Origin of the sequence: Streptomyces auratus, assembly GCF_050433025.1 — a bacterium.
In the GTDB taxonomy this organism is placed as follows: Bacteria; Actinomycetota; Actinomycetes; order Streptomycetales; family Streptomycetaceae; genus Streptomyces; species Streptomyces sioyaensis.
Genome location: NZ_JBNGCB010000003.1, coordinates 1,481,685 through 1,496,966 on the forward strand (window position 1 = coordinate 1,481,685; position 15,282 = coordinate 1,496,966).

Genomic DNA, 15,282 nt, shown 5'->3' on the forward strand with positions numbered 1-15,282 from the left:
CGTAGTCCTACGGTGCCCGCAGACCCTTGAACCTCGCCCGGGTCATGCCGGGTAGGAAGTTCGGTCGTCACTCATGCTGTTGTGCCCTGCCCGAAGTCCCCTCCGTATGTCCGCGGATGTACGGAGGGGACTTCGGGCAGGGCCGCGTCTCGTCCTGGCCAGCCAGGAGGACATTCAGTGAGCACCACCAGAAGGATCACCGCGGCAGCGCTTGCCGCTGCCATGGGCATGACCGCGTTGGCCGCCTGCGGCACGTCGGGGGGTGACAGTGCGGACGCCAAGACCGTCACGCTGGTCAGCCATGACTCGTTCAACGTGTCCAAGTCCGTGCTGACCGCGTTCGAGAAGCAGAGCGGCTACAAGGTCCGGATCCTCAAGGGCGGGGACGCCGGCAAGGCCGTCAACCAGGCGATCCTGTCCAAGGACGATCCGCAGGGCGATGTGTTCTTCGGCATCGACAACACCCTGCTCTCGCGCGGTCTGGACGAGGACCTCTTCATCCCGTACGAGGCCAAGGGGCTCCCGCACGTCCCGGCCGGGCTGCAGCTGGACAAGGCGCGGCACCGCGTCACCCCGCTCGACTACGGCGACATCTGCGTCAACTACGACCGCGGCTACTTCGCCCGGCACAAGATCGCGCCGCCGAAGACCTTCGACGATCTGATCAAGCCCCGGTACAAGGGGCTGCTCGTCACGGAGAACTCGGCGACCTCCTCGCCGGGGCTTGCCTTCCAGCTCGCCACCGTCGCCGCCTATGGCAAGGACGGCTGGGGCAACTACTGGAAGAAGCTCAAGGCCAATGGCGTCGAGGTCGTCGACGGCTGGGAGCAGGCCTACAACCAGCGCTTCTCGGGGTCCGCGGCGAGCAAGGGCAAGGGCGACAAGCCGCTGGTGGTCTCCTACGCCTCCAGCCCGCCGGCCGAGGTGCTCGGCAAGAAGCCCGCGCCCAAGGAGGCACCGACCGGCGTCGCGACCGGCACCTGCTTCCGGCAGATCGAATTCGGCGGTCTGCTGAAGGGCGCGAAGAACGAGAAGGGCGGCAAGGCGCTGCTGGACTTCCTGCTGAGCAGGCAGTTCCAGGAGGACGAGCCGCTGCAGATGTTCGTCAACCCGGCCCGTGCGGACGCCAAGGTGCCGGAGGTGTTCACGAAGTACGGCGCCAAGATCGGCAAGCCGGCGACGCTGGCTCCGGAGACGATCACCAAGAACCGCGAACAGTGGATCAAGCAGTGGTCCTCGCTCGTTCTGAAGTAGGGCGCACCCGCGGCCGCAGGCCTGCGAAGGGGACGGCGGTGCGGCTCGGTCTGATGGCCGTGCCGCTCGCCTTCTTCGCGCTGTTCTTCGCCTATCCCGTCGTGGCGATCGTCGGGCGGGGGCTGAAGGACGGCGGTCAGTGGCAGTTCGGCCGGTTCGGTGCCGTGCTGAGCGAGCCGGGCATCGTGCAGGTGCTGTGGTTCACCGTCTGGCAGGCGGCCGCCTCGACCGTGCTGACCCTGCTGATCGCGCTCCCCGGCGCCTATGTCTTCGCCCGCTTCGACTTCCCCGGCAAGCAGCTGCTGCGGGCGGTGGTGGCGGTGCCGTTCGTGCTGCCGACCGTCGTCGTCGGCACCGCCTTCCTGGCGCTCGTCGGGCGGGGCGGACTGCTGGACGAGCTGTGGGGGGTGCGTCTGGACACCTCGGTGTGGGCGATCCTGCTGGCGCATGTCTTCTTCAACTACGCCGTGGTCGTGCGCACCGTCGGCGGCCTGTGGGGGCAGCTCGATCCGCGGCAGGAAGAGGCGGCGCGGGTGCTGGGAGCCGGCCGGTTCGCGGCCTGGCGGCGGGTGACGCTGCCCGCGCTGGGCCCGGCCGTCGCGGCCGCCGCGCTGATGGTCTTCCTCTTCACCTTCACCTCCTTCGGCGTGGTGCAGATTCTGGGCGGGCCCACCTTCTCCACGCTGGAGGTGGAGATCTACCGGCAGACCGCGGACTTCCTGGACCTGCCGACGGCCGCGGTGCTCACCCTCGTCCAGTTCGCCGCGGTCCTGGGCGTGCTGGCGCTGCACGCCTGGGCCGTGCGCCGCCGGGAGTCCGCGCTGCGGCTGGTGGACGCGTCGCAGACCGCCCACCGGCCGCGCGGCGGCGGCCAGTGGGCGCTGCTGTGGGGCACGCTCGCCGTCATCACCGTGCTGCTGCTGGTGCCGTTGGTGGTGCTGGTGGAGCGGTCGTTCGCCGGGCCGGACGGCTACGGAACGGTCTTCTACACCTCGCTGCGGTCCGCCGCGGCCGCCGACAGCACCTTCGCCGTCGCACCCCTGGACGCCCTGTGGAATTCGCTCGCCTACGGGGCCGCGGCCACGGTGATCGCTCTGGTGGTGGGCGGGCTGGCGGCCGCCGTACTGACCCTGCCGCGGCTGCGCCGGGGCCCGTCCGGACGGACGCCCGCGATCAGCCGTTTCGTCCGCGGCTTCGACGCCCTGCTGATGCTGCCGCTCGGGGTCTCCGCGGTGACCGTCGGCTTCGGATTTCTGATCAGCCTCGACAAGCCGCCGTTCGACCTGCGTGCCTCGTGGTGGCTGGTCCCGCTCGCCCAGGCGCTGGTGGGGGTGCCCTTCGTGGTCCGGACGATGCTGCCGGTGCTGCGGGCGGTCGATACCCGGCTGCGGGAGGCCGCCGCCGTGCTCGGCGCGTCGCCCTGGCGGGTGTGGCGCGAGGTCGATCTGCCGCTGGTGCGGCGGGCGCTGCTGATCGCCGCGGGCTTCGCCTTCGCGGTGTCGCTCGGTGAGTTCGGGGCGACCGTCTTCATCGCGCGGCCGGACCGGCCGACGCTGCCGGTCGCCGTGGCCCGCCTGCTGGGGCGGGCGGGGGAGACCAACTACGGGCAGGCGATGGCGTTGTCGACCATCTTGATGGTGGTGTGTGCCGGCGCCCTGCTGGTACTGGAGCGCCTGCGCCCCGTCGACCACTCCGGGGAGTTCTAGATGACGGCAGCGGACACCAGCACACGGGCGCCAAAGCTGCTGCGGCTGGGCGGGGTGACCGTCCGCTTCACCGCGGCCGGGCGCCCTGCGCTCGACGCGGTGGACCTGGACGTCGCCGCGCAGGAGATCGTCTGCGTCCTGGGGCCGAGCGGCAGCGGCAAGTCCACCCTGCTCAGGGTGGTCGCGGGTCTCCAGCACGCCGACGCCGGGCAGGTGTTGCTGGAGGGGCGGGAACAGCGGGGGGTGCCCGCGCACCGGCGCGGGGTCGGCCTGATGTTCCAGGACCATCAGCTCTTTCCGCAGCGCGATGTCGAGGGCAATGTCGCGTTCGGGCTGCGGATGCGGGGGTCCTCGCGCGCCGACCGGGAGCGTACGGTCACCGAACTCCTGGACCTCGTGGGGCTGCCGGGCGCCCAGCGGCGGGCCGTGGCCTCGCTGTCCGGCGGTGAACAGCAGCGGGTCGCGCTGGCCCGCGCGCTGGCCCCGCGCCCCCGTCTGCTGATGCTGGACGAGCCCCTCGGCCAGCTCGACCGCGGGCTGCGCGAACGGCTGGTCGTCGAACTCCGCCGTCTTTTCCGGGAGTTGGGCACGACCGTGCTCGCCGTCACGCACGATCAGGGCGAGGCCTTCGCGCTCGCCGACCGGGTCGTGGTGATGCAGGACGGCCGGATCGCCCAGAGCGGCACCCCGCTGGAGGTCTGGCAGCGGCCCGCCTCGGAGTTCGTCGCCCGCTTCCTCGGCTTCGACAACGTGGTCGAGGCGACGGTGCAGGGCGAGGCGGCCGCCACCCCCTGGGGCAAGGTGCCGGTCCCGGACGGCACCACGGACGGGCCCTGCCGCCTGCTCGTCCGCCCGGCCGGGGTGCGGCTGACGGCGGCCCCGGACGGCGTGCCCGCCACGGTCGCGGCCCGGACGTTCCGCGGCACCCATGTCGCGCTGCTGCTGCAACCCGCCGCCGGACCGCAGATCGAGGCGGCCTGCACCCTGCGGGACGCGCCCGAGGTGGGCGAGCGGGTGGGCCTGGCTTTCGCCGCAGCGGATGTGGTGGTGCTGGACGGCGGGGCGCCGGCGGGCTGACCGTACGGAGGGCGCCGTCCGGTCCCTCGGCAGCCGGTCGCCCTCAGCGCGCCGCCGCCTCGGCGGGCAGCTCACCGGCCTGTGCCGGGTCGTCGTGCGCCCCCGGGTCGGGCTCGCCGAACCACGCGACCGCGACGGCCCCGGCCACCGCCACCACGAAGCCCAGGACGGCGACCCAGGCGAAGCCCGGCCGGGAGGAGTCGCCCAGCCACAGCACCCCGAGAATGCCGGGGATCACCGTCTCGCCGACCACCAGCGCCGCCGTGGCGCCGTTCACCGAGCCGAGCTGGAGGGCGACGGTGTGCAGATACATGCCGCCGATACCGGCGACGCCGATCGCGTACAGGGCGGGGTCGCCGAGGAGGGACGGCAGATCGAAGGGGGCCATCCCGTTCAGCACCCGTACCCCGATGCCGAGTGCACCGAAGCCCAGGCCGGAGAAGAGCCCCGCGAGGATCGCGGCCCGCGCGCCGAGCAGCCGCACGACCACGGTGCCGGCGCCGATGAGCACGACGGAGGCGGCGAGCAGCCACCAGTGGGCGGCGAGCGGGGTGTGGCCGTCGCCCTCCGGTCCGGCGGCCGTGGCCAGCAGCACCAGCGCCGAACACACCACGGCGATGGAGGTCCACTCGGCGCGGCTGAGCCGGATGCCGAGGAGCTTGACGCTCAGTACGGCAGTGATCACGAGGTTGGCGCTGATCACGGTCTGCGAAAGGAACAGCGGCAGCAGCCGGGCCGCCAGCGCGCCGAGAGCGAACCCTATGAAGTCCAGCACCGTTCCCAGCATGAATTCCCAGGTCACGGCCGCCTTTGCGGTGGACGCCAAACTGGGGCCGCCGTGCTGGGTGACACCGGACGCGGAGGCCTTGGCCGCCTCCCGGCGGGCGGATTTGCGCGAGCCCAGCGCCTGCAGAACCGATCCCGTGCCGTAACCGGCCGACGCCGCCACGGCCGTCAGCAGACCGATGATCACCAAGAGCTCCGTTCGCCCGCTGTCTTTCCTGCTGATGCACCGCACTGCCTGTGCACTGCCGGACTGGCAGACGTGCATTCGGGGGCCGGAGTTGCCTCGGGTGGGCAAACCCACCCGTACGGCCGTCCTGCGGGAACGGCGGCGGAGCCCGGTGCGGACGCGGGAAGCCCCCGCGGCCGGATCAGGCCGGTGCCGCGGAGCGGAGGCGGGCCAGGGTGTCCGGGACCTCGTCCACCGAGTCGACCAGCGCGATCCGAGCCGCCATCGGACGGCCGGCCGCGAGCGCCTGGAGCAGTGGCCAGGCGGGGAGCTTCTCGGTCCAGTGCGCGCGGTTCACCAGCACCATGGGGGTGGGCTCGCCCCGCGACCCGTAGTAGTTCGGGGTCGCGTTGTCGAAGATCTCCTGTACGGTCCCGGCCGCGCCCGGCAGGAACACCACACCGGCCCGGGAGCGCGCCAGCAGACCGTCCTCGCGCACCGCGTTGACGAAGTACTTCGCTATGCGGGAGGCGAAGGCGTTCGGCGGCTCATGCCCGTAGAACCAGGTGGGGATGCCGACCGAGGCGCCGCCGTCCGGCCAGCTGCGCCGTATCTCGAAGGCGGCCCGTGCCCAGTCGGTGACCGACGGGGCGAAGTGCGGTGCCTTGGCGAGGATTTCCAGCGCCGAGTCGAGCATGCCGTCCTCGAAGGGCGCGGCGTACGCCCCGAGGTTCGCCGCCTCCATCGCGCCCGGTCCGCCGCCGGTCGCCACGGTCAGGCCGGTGCGGGCGAGCCGGCGGCCGAGCCGGGCCGCGCCCGCGTAGGCCGCGGAGCCGCGCTCCAGGGCGTGGCCGCCCATGATGCCCACCACCTGGGCACCGGCGAGGTCTTCGTCCAGGGCGTCGGAGACGGCGTCGTCGTGGATGCTGCGCAGCATCGAGGCGAAGATGTCGCCGTCCGCCTTGGTCTCCTGGAACCAGGCGTAGGTGCGGGCGTCCGGGGTGGCGTCGTAGCCGGCATCGACCAGCTGCGCGAAGAGCTCGTCCGGCCCGTAGAGCCCGCCCCGGTAGGGATCGAACGGCAGGTCCGGTACGGGCGGGAAGACCAGGGCGCCCCCGGCACGTATCTTGGCCGCGGCGTCCTCCTCCATGGCGCAGCCGAGGAACACGGAATCCGAGGCGTCCGTGCTGAGCAGCGCGAACGTACGGTCCGTCAGATCGACCGACTGGACGCGGTGTCCGGCGAGGCTGCCGGCGGCGACGACCCGGTCGAACTCCTCCAGGGACTCGATCTCGTGGTCGTGGTTGTCGTCGTGGGCGGGGGGACGGCGGGCGGCGGAGGCATGTGAATTCGGCTGCACGTGCGTCATGTTAGGACCGCGGTGACGCGCCCAGGAGGCCAGGTGGCGATCCGGGCCGCGGTGTGTGCGGCGGGTCCCGGCTCCCGGCGCCCCGAGCCGTTTGTGGCCCCGGCGGGCCGGCCCCTCAGTGCACCAGGGGAAGGGTGGCCATCTCCGCGACCGTCCACGTCAGGGGCGCCAGGACGAGGACCAGGGCCAGGCCGCGCAGCGCCGCGGCGCGGTGGAGGACGGACGCGGAGGCGCCCAGCCGGCGGAGGGCGGCCGTGGTGTGGGCGCGGGCGGTGCGGGATTCCAGTGCGGCGGTGAGCGCGCTGGCGGTCACACAGGCGAGGACCACCGCCGCCCCGACGGCGGTGAGCGGTCCGAACGGCCGGGCGGGCGAGGCCTCGTAGACCTTCACGGCGGCGTACGCGGCGGAGCCGACCGCGCACAGCACACCCAGCGGGCGGCCGAGGCGGTGCGACTCCTCCTGGAGCACCCGCCCGGACAGCAGGCGCAGCGCGCCCGGCCGCCCGGCGCAGAGCAGCCGGCCGCACAGATGCACCAGCCCGGGACCGGCCAGGACCAGGCCGAAGGCGGACAGCGCCCAGCCGGCCAGTACGCCGGGCGGGCTGCCGATCAGCCGGCCGGGCAGCGGCAGCAGCCCGCCGGGGGCGTGCGGGCCGGGGCTGGTGTACGCCTCGATCGCCAGGCCGGCCGCGGCCAGGGCGATGCCCCAGGGGAGACCGGAGGGCGGGGCGGTCCGGGGGCGGGCCGCGGTCTCGCGGGAGCCGTTCTCGTTGCGGGGCCGCAGGGCGACGGCGGTGGCGACGGCGGCGGTCACCGGCACGGTCGCCAGCAGCAGGAGGGCGCCGGCGAGCGGCACCGGATGGCCGGCGCCGAGCAGGGCGGAGTCGATGCCGAGCGAGCCGGAGCCGCCCGGGCCGCCCAGGTCGCCGCGCAGCCGCAGGAAGGCCAGCAGCGCGAGGAGGACACCCAGCAGACAGGTCAGTGCGGTGGAGGCCGTCGCGAGCAGGGTGAGGCGCAGCGGGCCCAGGCCGGCCGCGGCCATCCCGCGCTGCAGCCGGGCGGCGGGGTCCGTACGGGCGCAGGACACCGCGAACTGGGCGGTGGCCGCCAGCGGCGCCGCGCACCACAGCAGGCGTACCAGGGACTCGTCGGCCGCGGACGGGTGGCCGGCTGCGTGGCCGACGGTGGAGAGCAGCAGGAACCCGGTGCCGGCCGCGGCGGCGGCGACGGACAGGCGGCGCAGCAGGACGAGGGGGTGCGAGCCGCGGGCTAGACGGAGAGCGAGCACGCTGCCCTGCTTTCCTCATCGGAGGAGCCGCCGGCGGCGGAGGCGGCGCTCGCCGGGCGGCCGTCGAGCAGCGCCAGGGTCCGGTCGGCGAGCGTGGCGACGTCCGGGGCATGGGTCGCCAGGACCACGGTGATCTGGTGCGAGCGGGCCGCGGTGGTCAGGGTGCGCAGCACCTGGGTGCCGTCGGCGCGGTGCAGCGGGGCGGTCGGTTCGTCGGCGAACAGCACCTGGGGCGTGGTCGCGAGCGCGCGGGCGATGGCGACGCGCTGGCGCTGGGACTGGTCGAGCTTGGCGGGGCGGCGGCCGGCGCACATGCCGACGTCGAGGCGGTCGAGCCATTCGAGGGCGGCGTGCTTGGCCGAGCGGGTGCCGGTGCCGCGGAGCAGCAGGGGCAGGGCGGCGTTCTCCCAGGCGGTGAGCTCGTGGACGAGGTGCGGCTCGGTGTCGATCCAGCCGAACCGGTCCAGGCGCAGCCGCTCACGGCTGGGGGAGGACAGGGTGTGCACGGGGGAGCTGTTGAACCAGACCTCGCCCTCGGTCGGGACGAGCTGGCCGGAGAGACATTTCAGGAGGGTGGTCTTGCCACTGCCGCGCGGGCCGGTGACGGCGAGGATCTCGCCTTCGCGGACGCCGACGGAGACTCCGGCGAGGGCGGAGGTGCCGCCGTGCGTGTGGTGCAGGCCGCGGGCCCAGAGAACGTCGTTGTCAGGCGGGGCCACCATCTGCGCACCTCTTGTTGTAGGCGTCGAATCGTTCCCCCGACCGGGTGAACGACCATGGAGGGTATCGGTCTCTAGCACGGTAAGTACTGGTGACCCCCGGTATTCGTCGCTTGGCAGCACAACGGCCCAGATTCACTCGTATGGCTTGAAGTGAGCGAATCTGGGCCGCTGGATGTTCAGTTGTCCCGGCGCGCGGCGGGCGGTGCCGCGGGGGTCAGAGCTTGGTCCACGCCTCGGTGAGGACCGTGCGCAGGATCTGCTCGATCTCGTCGAACACCGGCTGGTCGGCGATGAGCGGCGGGGCGAGCTGGATGACCGGGTCGCCACGGTCGTCGGCGCGGCAGTAGAGACCGTTGTCGTACAGCGCCTTGGAGAGGAAGCCGTACAGGACGCGCTCGGTCTCCTCGTCGTTGAAGGACTCCTTGGTGGCCTTGTCCTTGACGAGCTCGATGCCGTAGAAGAAGCCGTTGCCGCGGACGTCGCCGACGATCGGCAGGTCGTGCAGCTTCTGCAGGGTGTTGAGGAAGTTGGCCTCGTTGTCGAGGACGTGCTGGTTGAGGCCCTCCCGCTCGAAGATGTCGAGGTTGGCGACGCCGACGGCCGCGGAGACCGGGTGGCCGCCGAAGGTGTAGCCGTGCAGGAAGGTGTTGTCGCCCTTGTAGAACGGCTCGGCCAGGCGGTCGGAGATGATGCAGGCGCCGATCGGGGAGTAGCCCGAGGTCATGCCCTTGGCGCAGGTGATCATGTCCGGGACGTAGCCGAACTTGTCGCAGCCGAACGTGGTGCCCAGGCGGCCGAAGGCGCAGATGACCTCGTCGGAGACGAGCAGCACGTCGTACTGGTCGCAGATCTCGCGGACCCGCTGGAAGTAGCCGGGCGGCGGCGGGAAGCAGCCGCCGGCGTTCTGCACCGGCTCCAGGAAGACCGCGGCGACGGTCTCGGGGCCCTCGAAGAGGATCTGCTGCTCGATCTGGTCGGCTGCCCAGCGGCCGAAGGCCTCGGGATCGTCGCCGTGGATCGGGGCGCGGTAGATATTGGTGTTCGGGACCTTGTGCGCGCCGGGGACCAGCGGCTCGAAGGGGGCCTTCAGGCCGGGCAGACCGGTGATGGACAGGGCGCCCTGCGGGGTGCCGTGGTAGGCGACCGCGCGGGATATCACCTTGTGCTTCATCGGCTTGCCGACGAGCTTGAAGTACTGCTTGGCCAGCTTCCACGCGGTCTCGACGGCCTCGCCGCCGCCGGTGGTGAAGAAGACCTTGTTGAGGTCGCCGGGGGCCTCGTTGGCCAGGCGCTCGGCGAGCTCGACGGCCTTGGGGTGGGCGTAGGACCACACGGGGAAGAAGGCGAGCTCCTGCGCCTGCTTGTAGGCGGTCTCGGCGAGCTCGACCCGGCCGTGGCCGGCGTTGACCACGAAGAGGCCGGCGAGGCCGTCGATGTAGCGCTTGCCCTTGTCGTCGTAGATGTGGGTGCCCTCACCGCGCACGATCGTGGGCACGGGGGCATTCTCGTACGACGACATGCGGGTGAAGTGCATCCACAGGTGGTCGTAGGCCGTCTTGGAGAGGTCGCCGCTCATTACTATCTCGTTCCCCAGGTGTAGGTCTGCTTCCGGAGCTTGAGGTAAACGAAGCTCTCGGTGGATCGGACGCCGGGAAGCGTGCGGATCCGCTTGTTGATCATTTCCAGCAGGTGGTCGTCGTCCTCGCAGACAATCTCGATGAGGAGATCGAAGGAGCCTGCCGTCATGACGACGTACTCGACCTCTTCCATGGTCGTCAGGGCGTCGGCCACGGGGTCGAGGTCGCCTTCGACGTTGATGCCGACCATTGCCTGCCGGCGGAAACCGACCGTGAGGGGGTCGGTGACCGCGACGATCTGCATCACGCCTTGGTCGAGCAGTTTCTGTACGCGCTGGCGTACCGCCGCCTCGGACAGGCCCACGGCCTTGCCGATCGCGGCGTACGGACGGCGCCCGTCCTCCTGGAGCTGCTCGATGATCGCCAGGGAGACGGAGTCGATCGTCGGGGTTCCGGTTCTGTCATGACTGTTTCGAGATGCCGCCACGTCGTTCACTGTGCACGAGCCTCGTCTGTCTTGCAACCCCAAATCGATGAAATTAGTCGTGTCGCGATCGAAATTTCACTGATTCCGTTGTTACTGAGTGGCGGGTGTGTTGAAAACGTGGGTCCCATGGCTAGGGTGGAACCACATCACCGGACAACTGACTGAAGGGGGCGCACAGTGACCACCGCACTGCGTCGTCTGCGCAACTACATCGACGGGGAGTTCCGGGACGCCGCCGACGGGCGGACCACGGAGGTGGTCAACCCCGCGACGGGCGAGGCCTACGCCACCGCCCCGCTCTCGGGCGCCGCCGACGTGGACGCGGCGATGGCTGCCGCCGAGGCCGCCTTCCCCGCGTGGCGCGACCTGATCCCCGCCGAGCGCCAGAAGGTGCTGCTCAAGGTCGCCGACCGCTTCGAGGAGCGGGCCGAGGAGCTGATCGCCGCCGAGTCCGAGAACTGCGGCAAGCCGATCGCCCTCGTACGCTCCGAGGAAATCCCGCCGATGGTGGACCAGATCCGCTTCTTCGCGGGGGCCGCCCGGATGCTGGAGGGCCGCTCGGCCGGCGAGTACATGGACGGCTTCACCTCCATCGTCCGCCGTGAGCCGGTCGGCGTCTGCGCCCAGGTCGCGCCATGGAACTACCCGATGATGATGGCCGTGTGGAAGTTCGCCCCCGCGCTGGCGGCGGGCAACACCGTGGTCATCAAGCCGTCCGACACCACGCCCGCCTCAACGGTGCTGATCGCCGACATCATCGGCAGCGTGCTGGACGAACTGGGCCACTCCCGCGGCGTGTTCAACGTCCTCTGCGGTGACCGCGAGACCGGCCGGCTGATGGTCGAGCACAAGGTCCCGGCGATGGCCTCGATCACCGGCTCGGTGCGTGCCGGTATGCAGGTCGCCGAGTCCGCTTCGAAGGACCTCAAGCGGGTCCATCTGGAGCTGGGCGGCAAGGCGCCGGTCGTCGTCTTCGAGGACACCGACATCGCCAAGGCCGTCGAGGACATCTCCGTCGCCGGTTACTTCAACGCCGGCCAGGACTGTACGGCCGCGACCCGGGTGCTGGTCCACGAGTCCATCCACGACGAGTTCGTCGCCGCGCTGGCCAAGGCCGCCTCGGAGACCAAGACCGGCGCGGTCGACGACGAGGACGTGCTCTACGGCCCGCTGAACAACGCCAATCAGCTCAAGCAGGTCAAGGGCTTCATCGAGCGGCTGCCCGCGCACGCCAAGATCGAGGCGGGCGGCGAGCAGGTCGGCGAGAAGGGCTACTTCTTCGCCCCGACCGTCGTCTCGGGCCTCAAGCAGGACGACGAGATCGTCCAGCACGAGGTCTTCGGCCCGGTCATCACCGTCCAGTCCTTCTCCGACGAGAAGCAGGCGGTGCAGTGGGCCAACGACGTCGAGTACGCGCTGGCGTCCTCGGTGTGGACCAAGGACCACGCCCGCGCCATGCGGATGTCGCGGAGCCTGGACTTCGGCTGTGTGTGGATCAACACCCACATCCCGCTAGTCGCCGAGATGCCGCACGGCGGATTCAAGAAGTCCGGCTACGGCAAGGACCTGTCGTCCTACGGCTTCGACGACTACACCCGCATCAAGCACGTGATGACCTCGCTGGGCGGCTGAACCGGCAGGCTTCACCGGGGAATTGACCCCGTCGGGCGGCACGGCACGCCCGACACACCGTCGCGGGCGGAGGCCCGGCAATGGACGCTCTGTCTCTTGCCGCCTCCGCCCGCGGCGCGTGAGAGTGCTCGCCATGGCTGATCTTTCGCGGCGTGCGCTGCTCCGGGGTGCGGGAGCGACAGGGGTGACCGGGGCGCTGGCCGCCATGACCGGATGCGGGGTGCCGCCCGCGTACGTCAGGGCGGCGGACCGCACCGGCCCGGACCGGTCCGCGCACGACCCCCGGCTCACCTTCGCGAACTGGCCGCTCTACATCGACGTCGACGACCACGACAAGCAGCGCCGGCCCACCCTGGCGGCGTTCGAGCGGCGCAGCGGGATCTCCGTCACGTACACCGAGGAGATCAACGACAACGACGAGTTCTTCGGCAAGATCGGCCCGGCGCTGATGAACCACCAGAGCACCGGCCGCGATCTGATCGTCATGAGCGACTGGATGTGCGCCCGCCTCGTCCGGCTGGGCTGGGTGCAGGAGATGGACCGGGCTGCCCAGCCGCATGTCGCCCGGTACCTCGATCCGCAGCTGCGCACCCCGCACTTCGACCCGGGCCGCAGGCACTCGGTGCCCTGGCAGTCCGGGATCACCGGTATCGCCTACAACCGCCGCAGGCTCGGCCGGGAGATCAGGCACACCTCGGATCTGTGGCAGGACGACCTGCGCGGCCGGGTCACCCTGCTCTCCGGGCTCGATGAATCGTTCGCGATGCTGATGCAGGGCGACGGCGTCGACATCACCCGCTGGACGGCCGACGACTTCCACCGGATGACCGACCGGATCCGCCGGCTGGTGAGCCGCGGCCACATCCGGCGGTTCACCGGCAACGACTACATCAAGGACCTCGACTCCGGGGACGTGCTCGCCGCCCAGGCCTACTCGGGCGATGTGATCCAACTGCAGGCCGACAACCCGGACATCGAGTTCGTGGTGCCGCAGGAGGGCGCCGAACTCTGGGCGGAGAGCCTGCTGATCCCGAACCTCGCGGCACACAAGCGCACCGCCGAGCGGCTGATCGACTACTACTACGAGCCGGCGGTGGCCGCGGAGCTGGCCGCCTGGGTCAATTACGTCTGCCCCGTGCCGGCCGCGCGCGAGGTCCTCGCGTCCTCCAAGGACAAGGAGCGTGCCGCCCTCGCCGAGGATCCGCTGATCTTCCCCGACGACGCGATGCGCAAGCGGCTGGCCATCGCCCGCGACATCACCTCCGCCGAGCGCACCGAGTTCGCCAAGGAGTGGAACGGGATCGTGGGGTTGTAGGGGGCCCCGCCCGCCCGTCGTCCCGCCGGTCTCGGGTGCGGTTCGGGGGACGACGGACGGGCGGTCAGGGCGCCACCGTCCCGTTGGCTAGGCGGGCCAGGACGCCGTGTACGTGTCGATTTCGGCCGCCAGCCGGGCCTTCGCGGGGGCGTCCATGAAGGAGGCCTCGACGGCGTTCTTGGCGAGGGCGGCCACCCCCTGCGCGTCCAGGCCCAACAGGCGGGCGGCGACGCCGTATTCGGTGTTGAGGTCGGTGCCGAACATCGGCGGGTCGTCGCTGTTGATGGTGACCAGCACGCCCGCGTCGACCATCTCCTTGAGCGGGTGCTCGTCCAGGGTGCGCACCGCGCGGGTGGCGATGTTGGAGGTGGGGCACACCTCCAGCGGGATGCGGTGCTCGGCGAGATGGGCCAGCAGCGCGGGGTCCTGGGTGGCGCTGGTGCCATGGCCGATGCGCTCGGCGCCCAGCTCGCGGAGCGCGTCCCAGATCGTCTCGGGGCCGGTGGTCTCCCCGGCGTGCGGGACGGAGTGCAGTCCGGCCGCGCGGGCGCGGTCGAAGTACGGCTTGAACTGCGGGCGCGACACCCCGATCTCCGGGCCGCCGAGGCCGAACGAGACCAGGCCCTCGGGCTGCAGGTCGCAGGCGATCCTGGCGGTCTCCTCCGCCGACGCCAGGCCCGCCTCGCCGGGGATGTCGAAGCACCAGCGCAGCACCACGCCGAGCTCCGACTCCGCCGCCTTGCGGGCGTCCTCGATCGCCTCGACGAACGCGGCGTCGGGGATGCCGCGGCTGGTCGAGCTGAAGGGGGTGACGGTCAGCTCGGCGTAGCGGATCTGCTGCCGGGCCATGTCCCGGGCGACCTCGTACGTCAGCAGCCGGACGTCCTCGGCATCGCGGATCAGGTCCACGACGGAGAGGTAGACCTCGATGAAGTGGGCGAAGTCGCGGAAGGTGAAGTAGTCGACCAGGGCATCGGGGTCGGTGGGGACGGCGGAGTCGGGGTGGCGGGCCGCCAGCTCGGAGACGATACGCGGGGACGCCGATCCGACGTGGTGGACGTGCAGCTCCGCCTTGGGCAGGCCCGTGATGAAGGCATCGAGATCGGACAACGGTTCCTCCTGGTCAAAGGGTGCGCCGGAGTGCGCGGAGGGGCCCGGCCATGCTATGCGGGGCGGGGCGGTCATGGTGCGGGGGATGACGCAACGGCCCGCAGGAGCGACCCCGGCGCTGGCCTACGACGGCCTGCCCTCCGACTGCCCGCCCCCCTCTTCCCGCAGCTGCTGCCGGGCCGCCATCAGCGCGAAGCCCAGCAGGTTCAGGCCCCGCCAGCGCGCCGGGTCGGCGGCCCGCTCGTCGTCGGCGGCCAGGCCGATGCCCCATATCCGGTCCAGCGGACTGGCCTCGACCAGCACCCGGGACCCCGTGCCCAGCAGGTACTCCCGCAGAGCGGCGTCCTGCCGGAACTTGTGCGTGCTGCCCTCGACGACCAGGGCGAAGCGCCGGCGCTGCCAGGTCTCCTCGTCGAAGCCGCGGACCGTCCGCCCGGCATCCTTGGCCTGCCGGGGGTGGCGCCCCGCGAGCGCCCGCCGCTCGGCCTCCGCATCGCCGAACAGCCGGGCCTTGCCGGCCATCATCCAGTGCTCCGCGGTGGCGTAGCGGACGCCGTCGACGGTGAAGGGGGAGGGCCACCACTGGCTGAAACAGCCGGCGCCGAGGCTGCCGTCGCGCCGCGGGCTGTGGCCCCAGAAAAAGACGTACGTCGGGTGCTTCCCGGCGGCCGTCGCCCGGCGCAGTTCGTCGACCGAGCGCGGCCCGTCGGCGGCGGGTGAGGTGGCGTCCTCCGTGGTGGTCCCCGTGTGGTCGTGCATCATGCCGGGATTCTGTCAGCGGGCACTGACAACG

13 protein-coding genes are annotated in these 15,282 nt (G+C 71.5%); 5 read left to right on the forward strand and 8 right to left on the reverse strand.

Annotated features, from left to right (window positions below):
• Window positions 1-177: 177 nt before the first annotated feature.
• Genes BKA18_RS26260 through BKA18_RS26270 form a run of 3 tightly spaced genes read left to right on the forward strand, consistent with a single transcriptional unit; the run spans window position 178 to window position 4,037 of the window.
• Entirely contained in the window at window positions 178-1,254 is a 1,077-nt protein-coding gene (locus tag BKA18_RS26260) for a thiamine ABC transporter substrate-binding protein (protein ID WP_366047373.1), read from the forward strand.
• 38 nt (window positions 1,255-1,292) lie between these two features.
• Window positions 1,293-2,960 (forward strand): ABC transporter permease, encoded by a 1,668-nt coding sequence (locus BKA18_RS26265; RefSeq protein WP_366047372.1) that lies wholly within the window; start codon window positions 1,293-1,295, stop codon window positions 2,958-2,960.
• Window positions 2,961-4,037, forward strand: a complete 1,077-nt coding sequence (locus BKA18_RS26270; protein WP_366047371.1) for an ABC transporter ATP-binding protein — start codon at window positions 2,961-2,963, stop codon at window positions 4,035-4,037.
• Window positions 4,038-4,080: 43 nt separating this feature from the next.
• On the opposite strand, the gene BKA18_RS26275 is transcribed toward BKA18_RS26270, so the two are convergent.
• The 6 genes from BKA18_RS26275 to BKA18_RS26300 form a co-directional block, all read right to left on the reverse strand.
• Window positions 4,081-5,010, reverse strand: coding sequence for a DMT family protein (locus BKA18_RS26275; RefSeq protein ID WP_366047370.1), 930 nt, complete (start codon window positions 5,008-5,010; stop codon window positions 4,081-4,083).
• Window positions 5,011-5,191: 181 nt separating this feature from the next.
• A complete protein-coding gene (locus BKA18_RS26280; protein WP_429638652.1) occupies window positions 5,192-6,349 on the reverse strand; it encodes an LOG family protein in 1,158 nt (385 codons plus the stop codon).
• Between the two features lie 124 nt (window positions 6,350-6,473).
• A complete protein-coding gene (locus BKA18_RS26285; protein WP_366047368.1) occupies window positions 6,474-7,646 on the reverse strand; it encodes a hypothetical protein in 1,173 nt (390 codons plus the stop codon).
• Entirely contained in the window at window positions 7,628-8,368 is a 741-nt protein-coding gene (locus BKA18_RS26290; RefSeq protein ID WP_366047367.1) for an ABC transporter ATP-binding protein, read from the reverse strand. The genes BKA18_RS26285 and BKA18_RS26290 overlap by 19 nt, the downstream gene beginning before the upstream one ends.
• A 214-nt stretch (window positions 8,369-8,582) precedes the next feature.
• The gene (locus BKA18_RS26295) at window positions 8,583-9,944 is read right to left on the reverse strand and encodes an aspartate aminotransferase family protein (RefSeq protein ID WP_366047366.1); all 1,362 of its coding nucleotides are present in this window, start codon (window positions 9,942-9,944) and stop codon (window positions 8,583-8,585) included.
• Window positions 9,945-9,946: 2 nt separating this feature from the next.
• Window positions 9,947-10,441 (reverse strand): Lrp/AsnC family transcriptional regulator, encoded by a 495-nt coding sequence (locus BKA18_RS26300; RefSeq protein WP_006602804.1) that lies wholly within the window; start codon window positions 10,439-10,441, stop codon window positions 9,947-9,949.
• Between the two features lie 168 nt (window positions 10,442-10,609).
• Here BKA18_RS26300 and BKA18_RS26305 point away from each other — a divergent pair, with 168 nt between their 5' ends.
• Window positions 10,610-12,064, forward strand: a complete 1,455-nt coding sequence (locus BKA18_RS26305) for a gamma-aminobutyraldehyde dehydrogenase (RefSeq protein ID WP_366047365.1) — start codon at window positions 10,610-10,612, stop codon at window positions 12,062-12,064.
• 133 nt (window positions 12,065-12,197) lie between these two features.
• The gene (locus BKA18_RS26310) at window positions 12,198-13,379 is read left to right on the forward strand and encodes a polyamine ABC transporter substrate-binding protein (RefSeq protein WP_366047364.1); all 1,182 of its coding nucleotides are present in this window, start codon (window positions 12,198-12,200) and stop codon (window positions 13,377-13,379) included.
• A gap of 87 nt (window positions 13,380-13,466) precedes the next feature.
• Here BKA18_RS26310 and BKA18_RS26315 read toward each other — a convergent pair whose 3' ends face one another.
• Window positions 13,467-14,564 carry an adenosine deaminase gene (locus tag BKA18_RS26315; protein WP_429638654.1) on the reverse strand — a complete coding sequence of 366 codons (1,098 nt, stop codon included), beginning with the start codon at window positions 14,562-14,564 and terminating at the stop codon, window positions 13,467-13,469.
• 48 nt (window positions 14,565-14,612) lie between these two features.
• Window positions 14,613-15,251, reverse strand: coding sequence for a riboflavin biosynthesis intermediates N-glycosidase (gene ybiA, locus BKA18_RS26320; protein WP_366047362.1), 639 nt, complete (start codon window positions 15,249-15,251; stop codon window positions 14,613-14,615).
• Window positions 15,252-15,282: the final 31 nt, after the last annotated feature.

Bases quoted from the DNA above. Each gene is read 5' to 3' on its own strand.
- BKA18_RS26270 (WP_366047371.1), top strand. From the start codon at position 2,961: ATGACGGCAGCGGACACCAGCACACGGGCGCCAAAGCTGCTGCGGCTG.
- ybiA (WP_366047362.1), bottom strand. From the start codon at position 15,251: ATGATGCACGACCACACGGGGACCACCACGGAGGACGCCACCTCACCC.
- BKA18_RS26290 (WP_366047367.1), bottom strand. From the start codon at position 8,368: ATGGTGGCCCCGCCTGACAACGACGTTCTCTGGGCCCGCGGCCTGCAC.
- BKA18_RS26315 (WP_429638654.1), bottom strand. From the start codon at position 14,564: ATGACCGCCCCGCCCCGCATAGCATGGCCGGGCCCCTCCGCGCACTCC.
- BKA18_RS26310 (WP_366047364.1), top strand. From the start codon at position 12,198: ATGGCTGATCTTTCGCGGCGTGCGCTGCTCCGGGGTGCGGGAGCGACA.
- BKA18_RS26295 (WP_366047366.1), bottom strand. From the start codon at position 9,944: ATGAGCGGCGACCTCTCCAAGACGGCCTACGACCACCTGTGGATGCAC.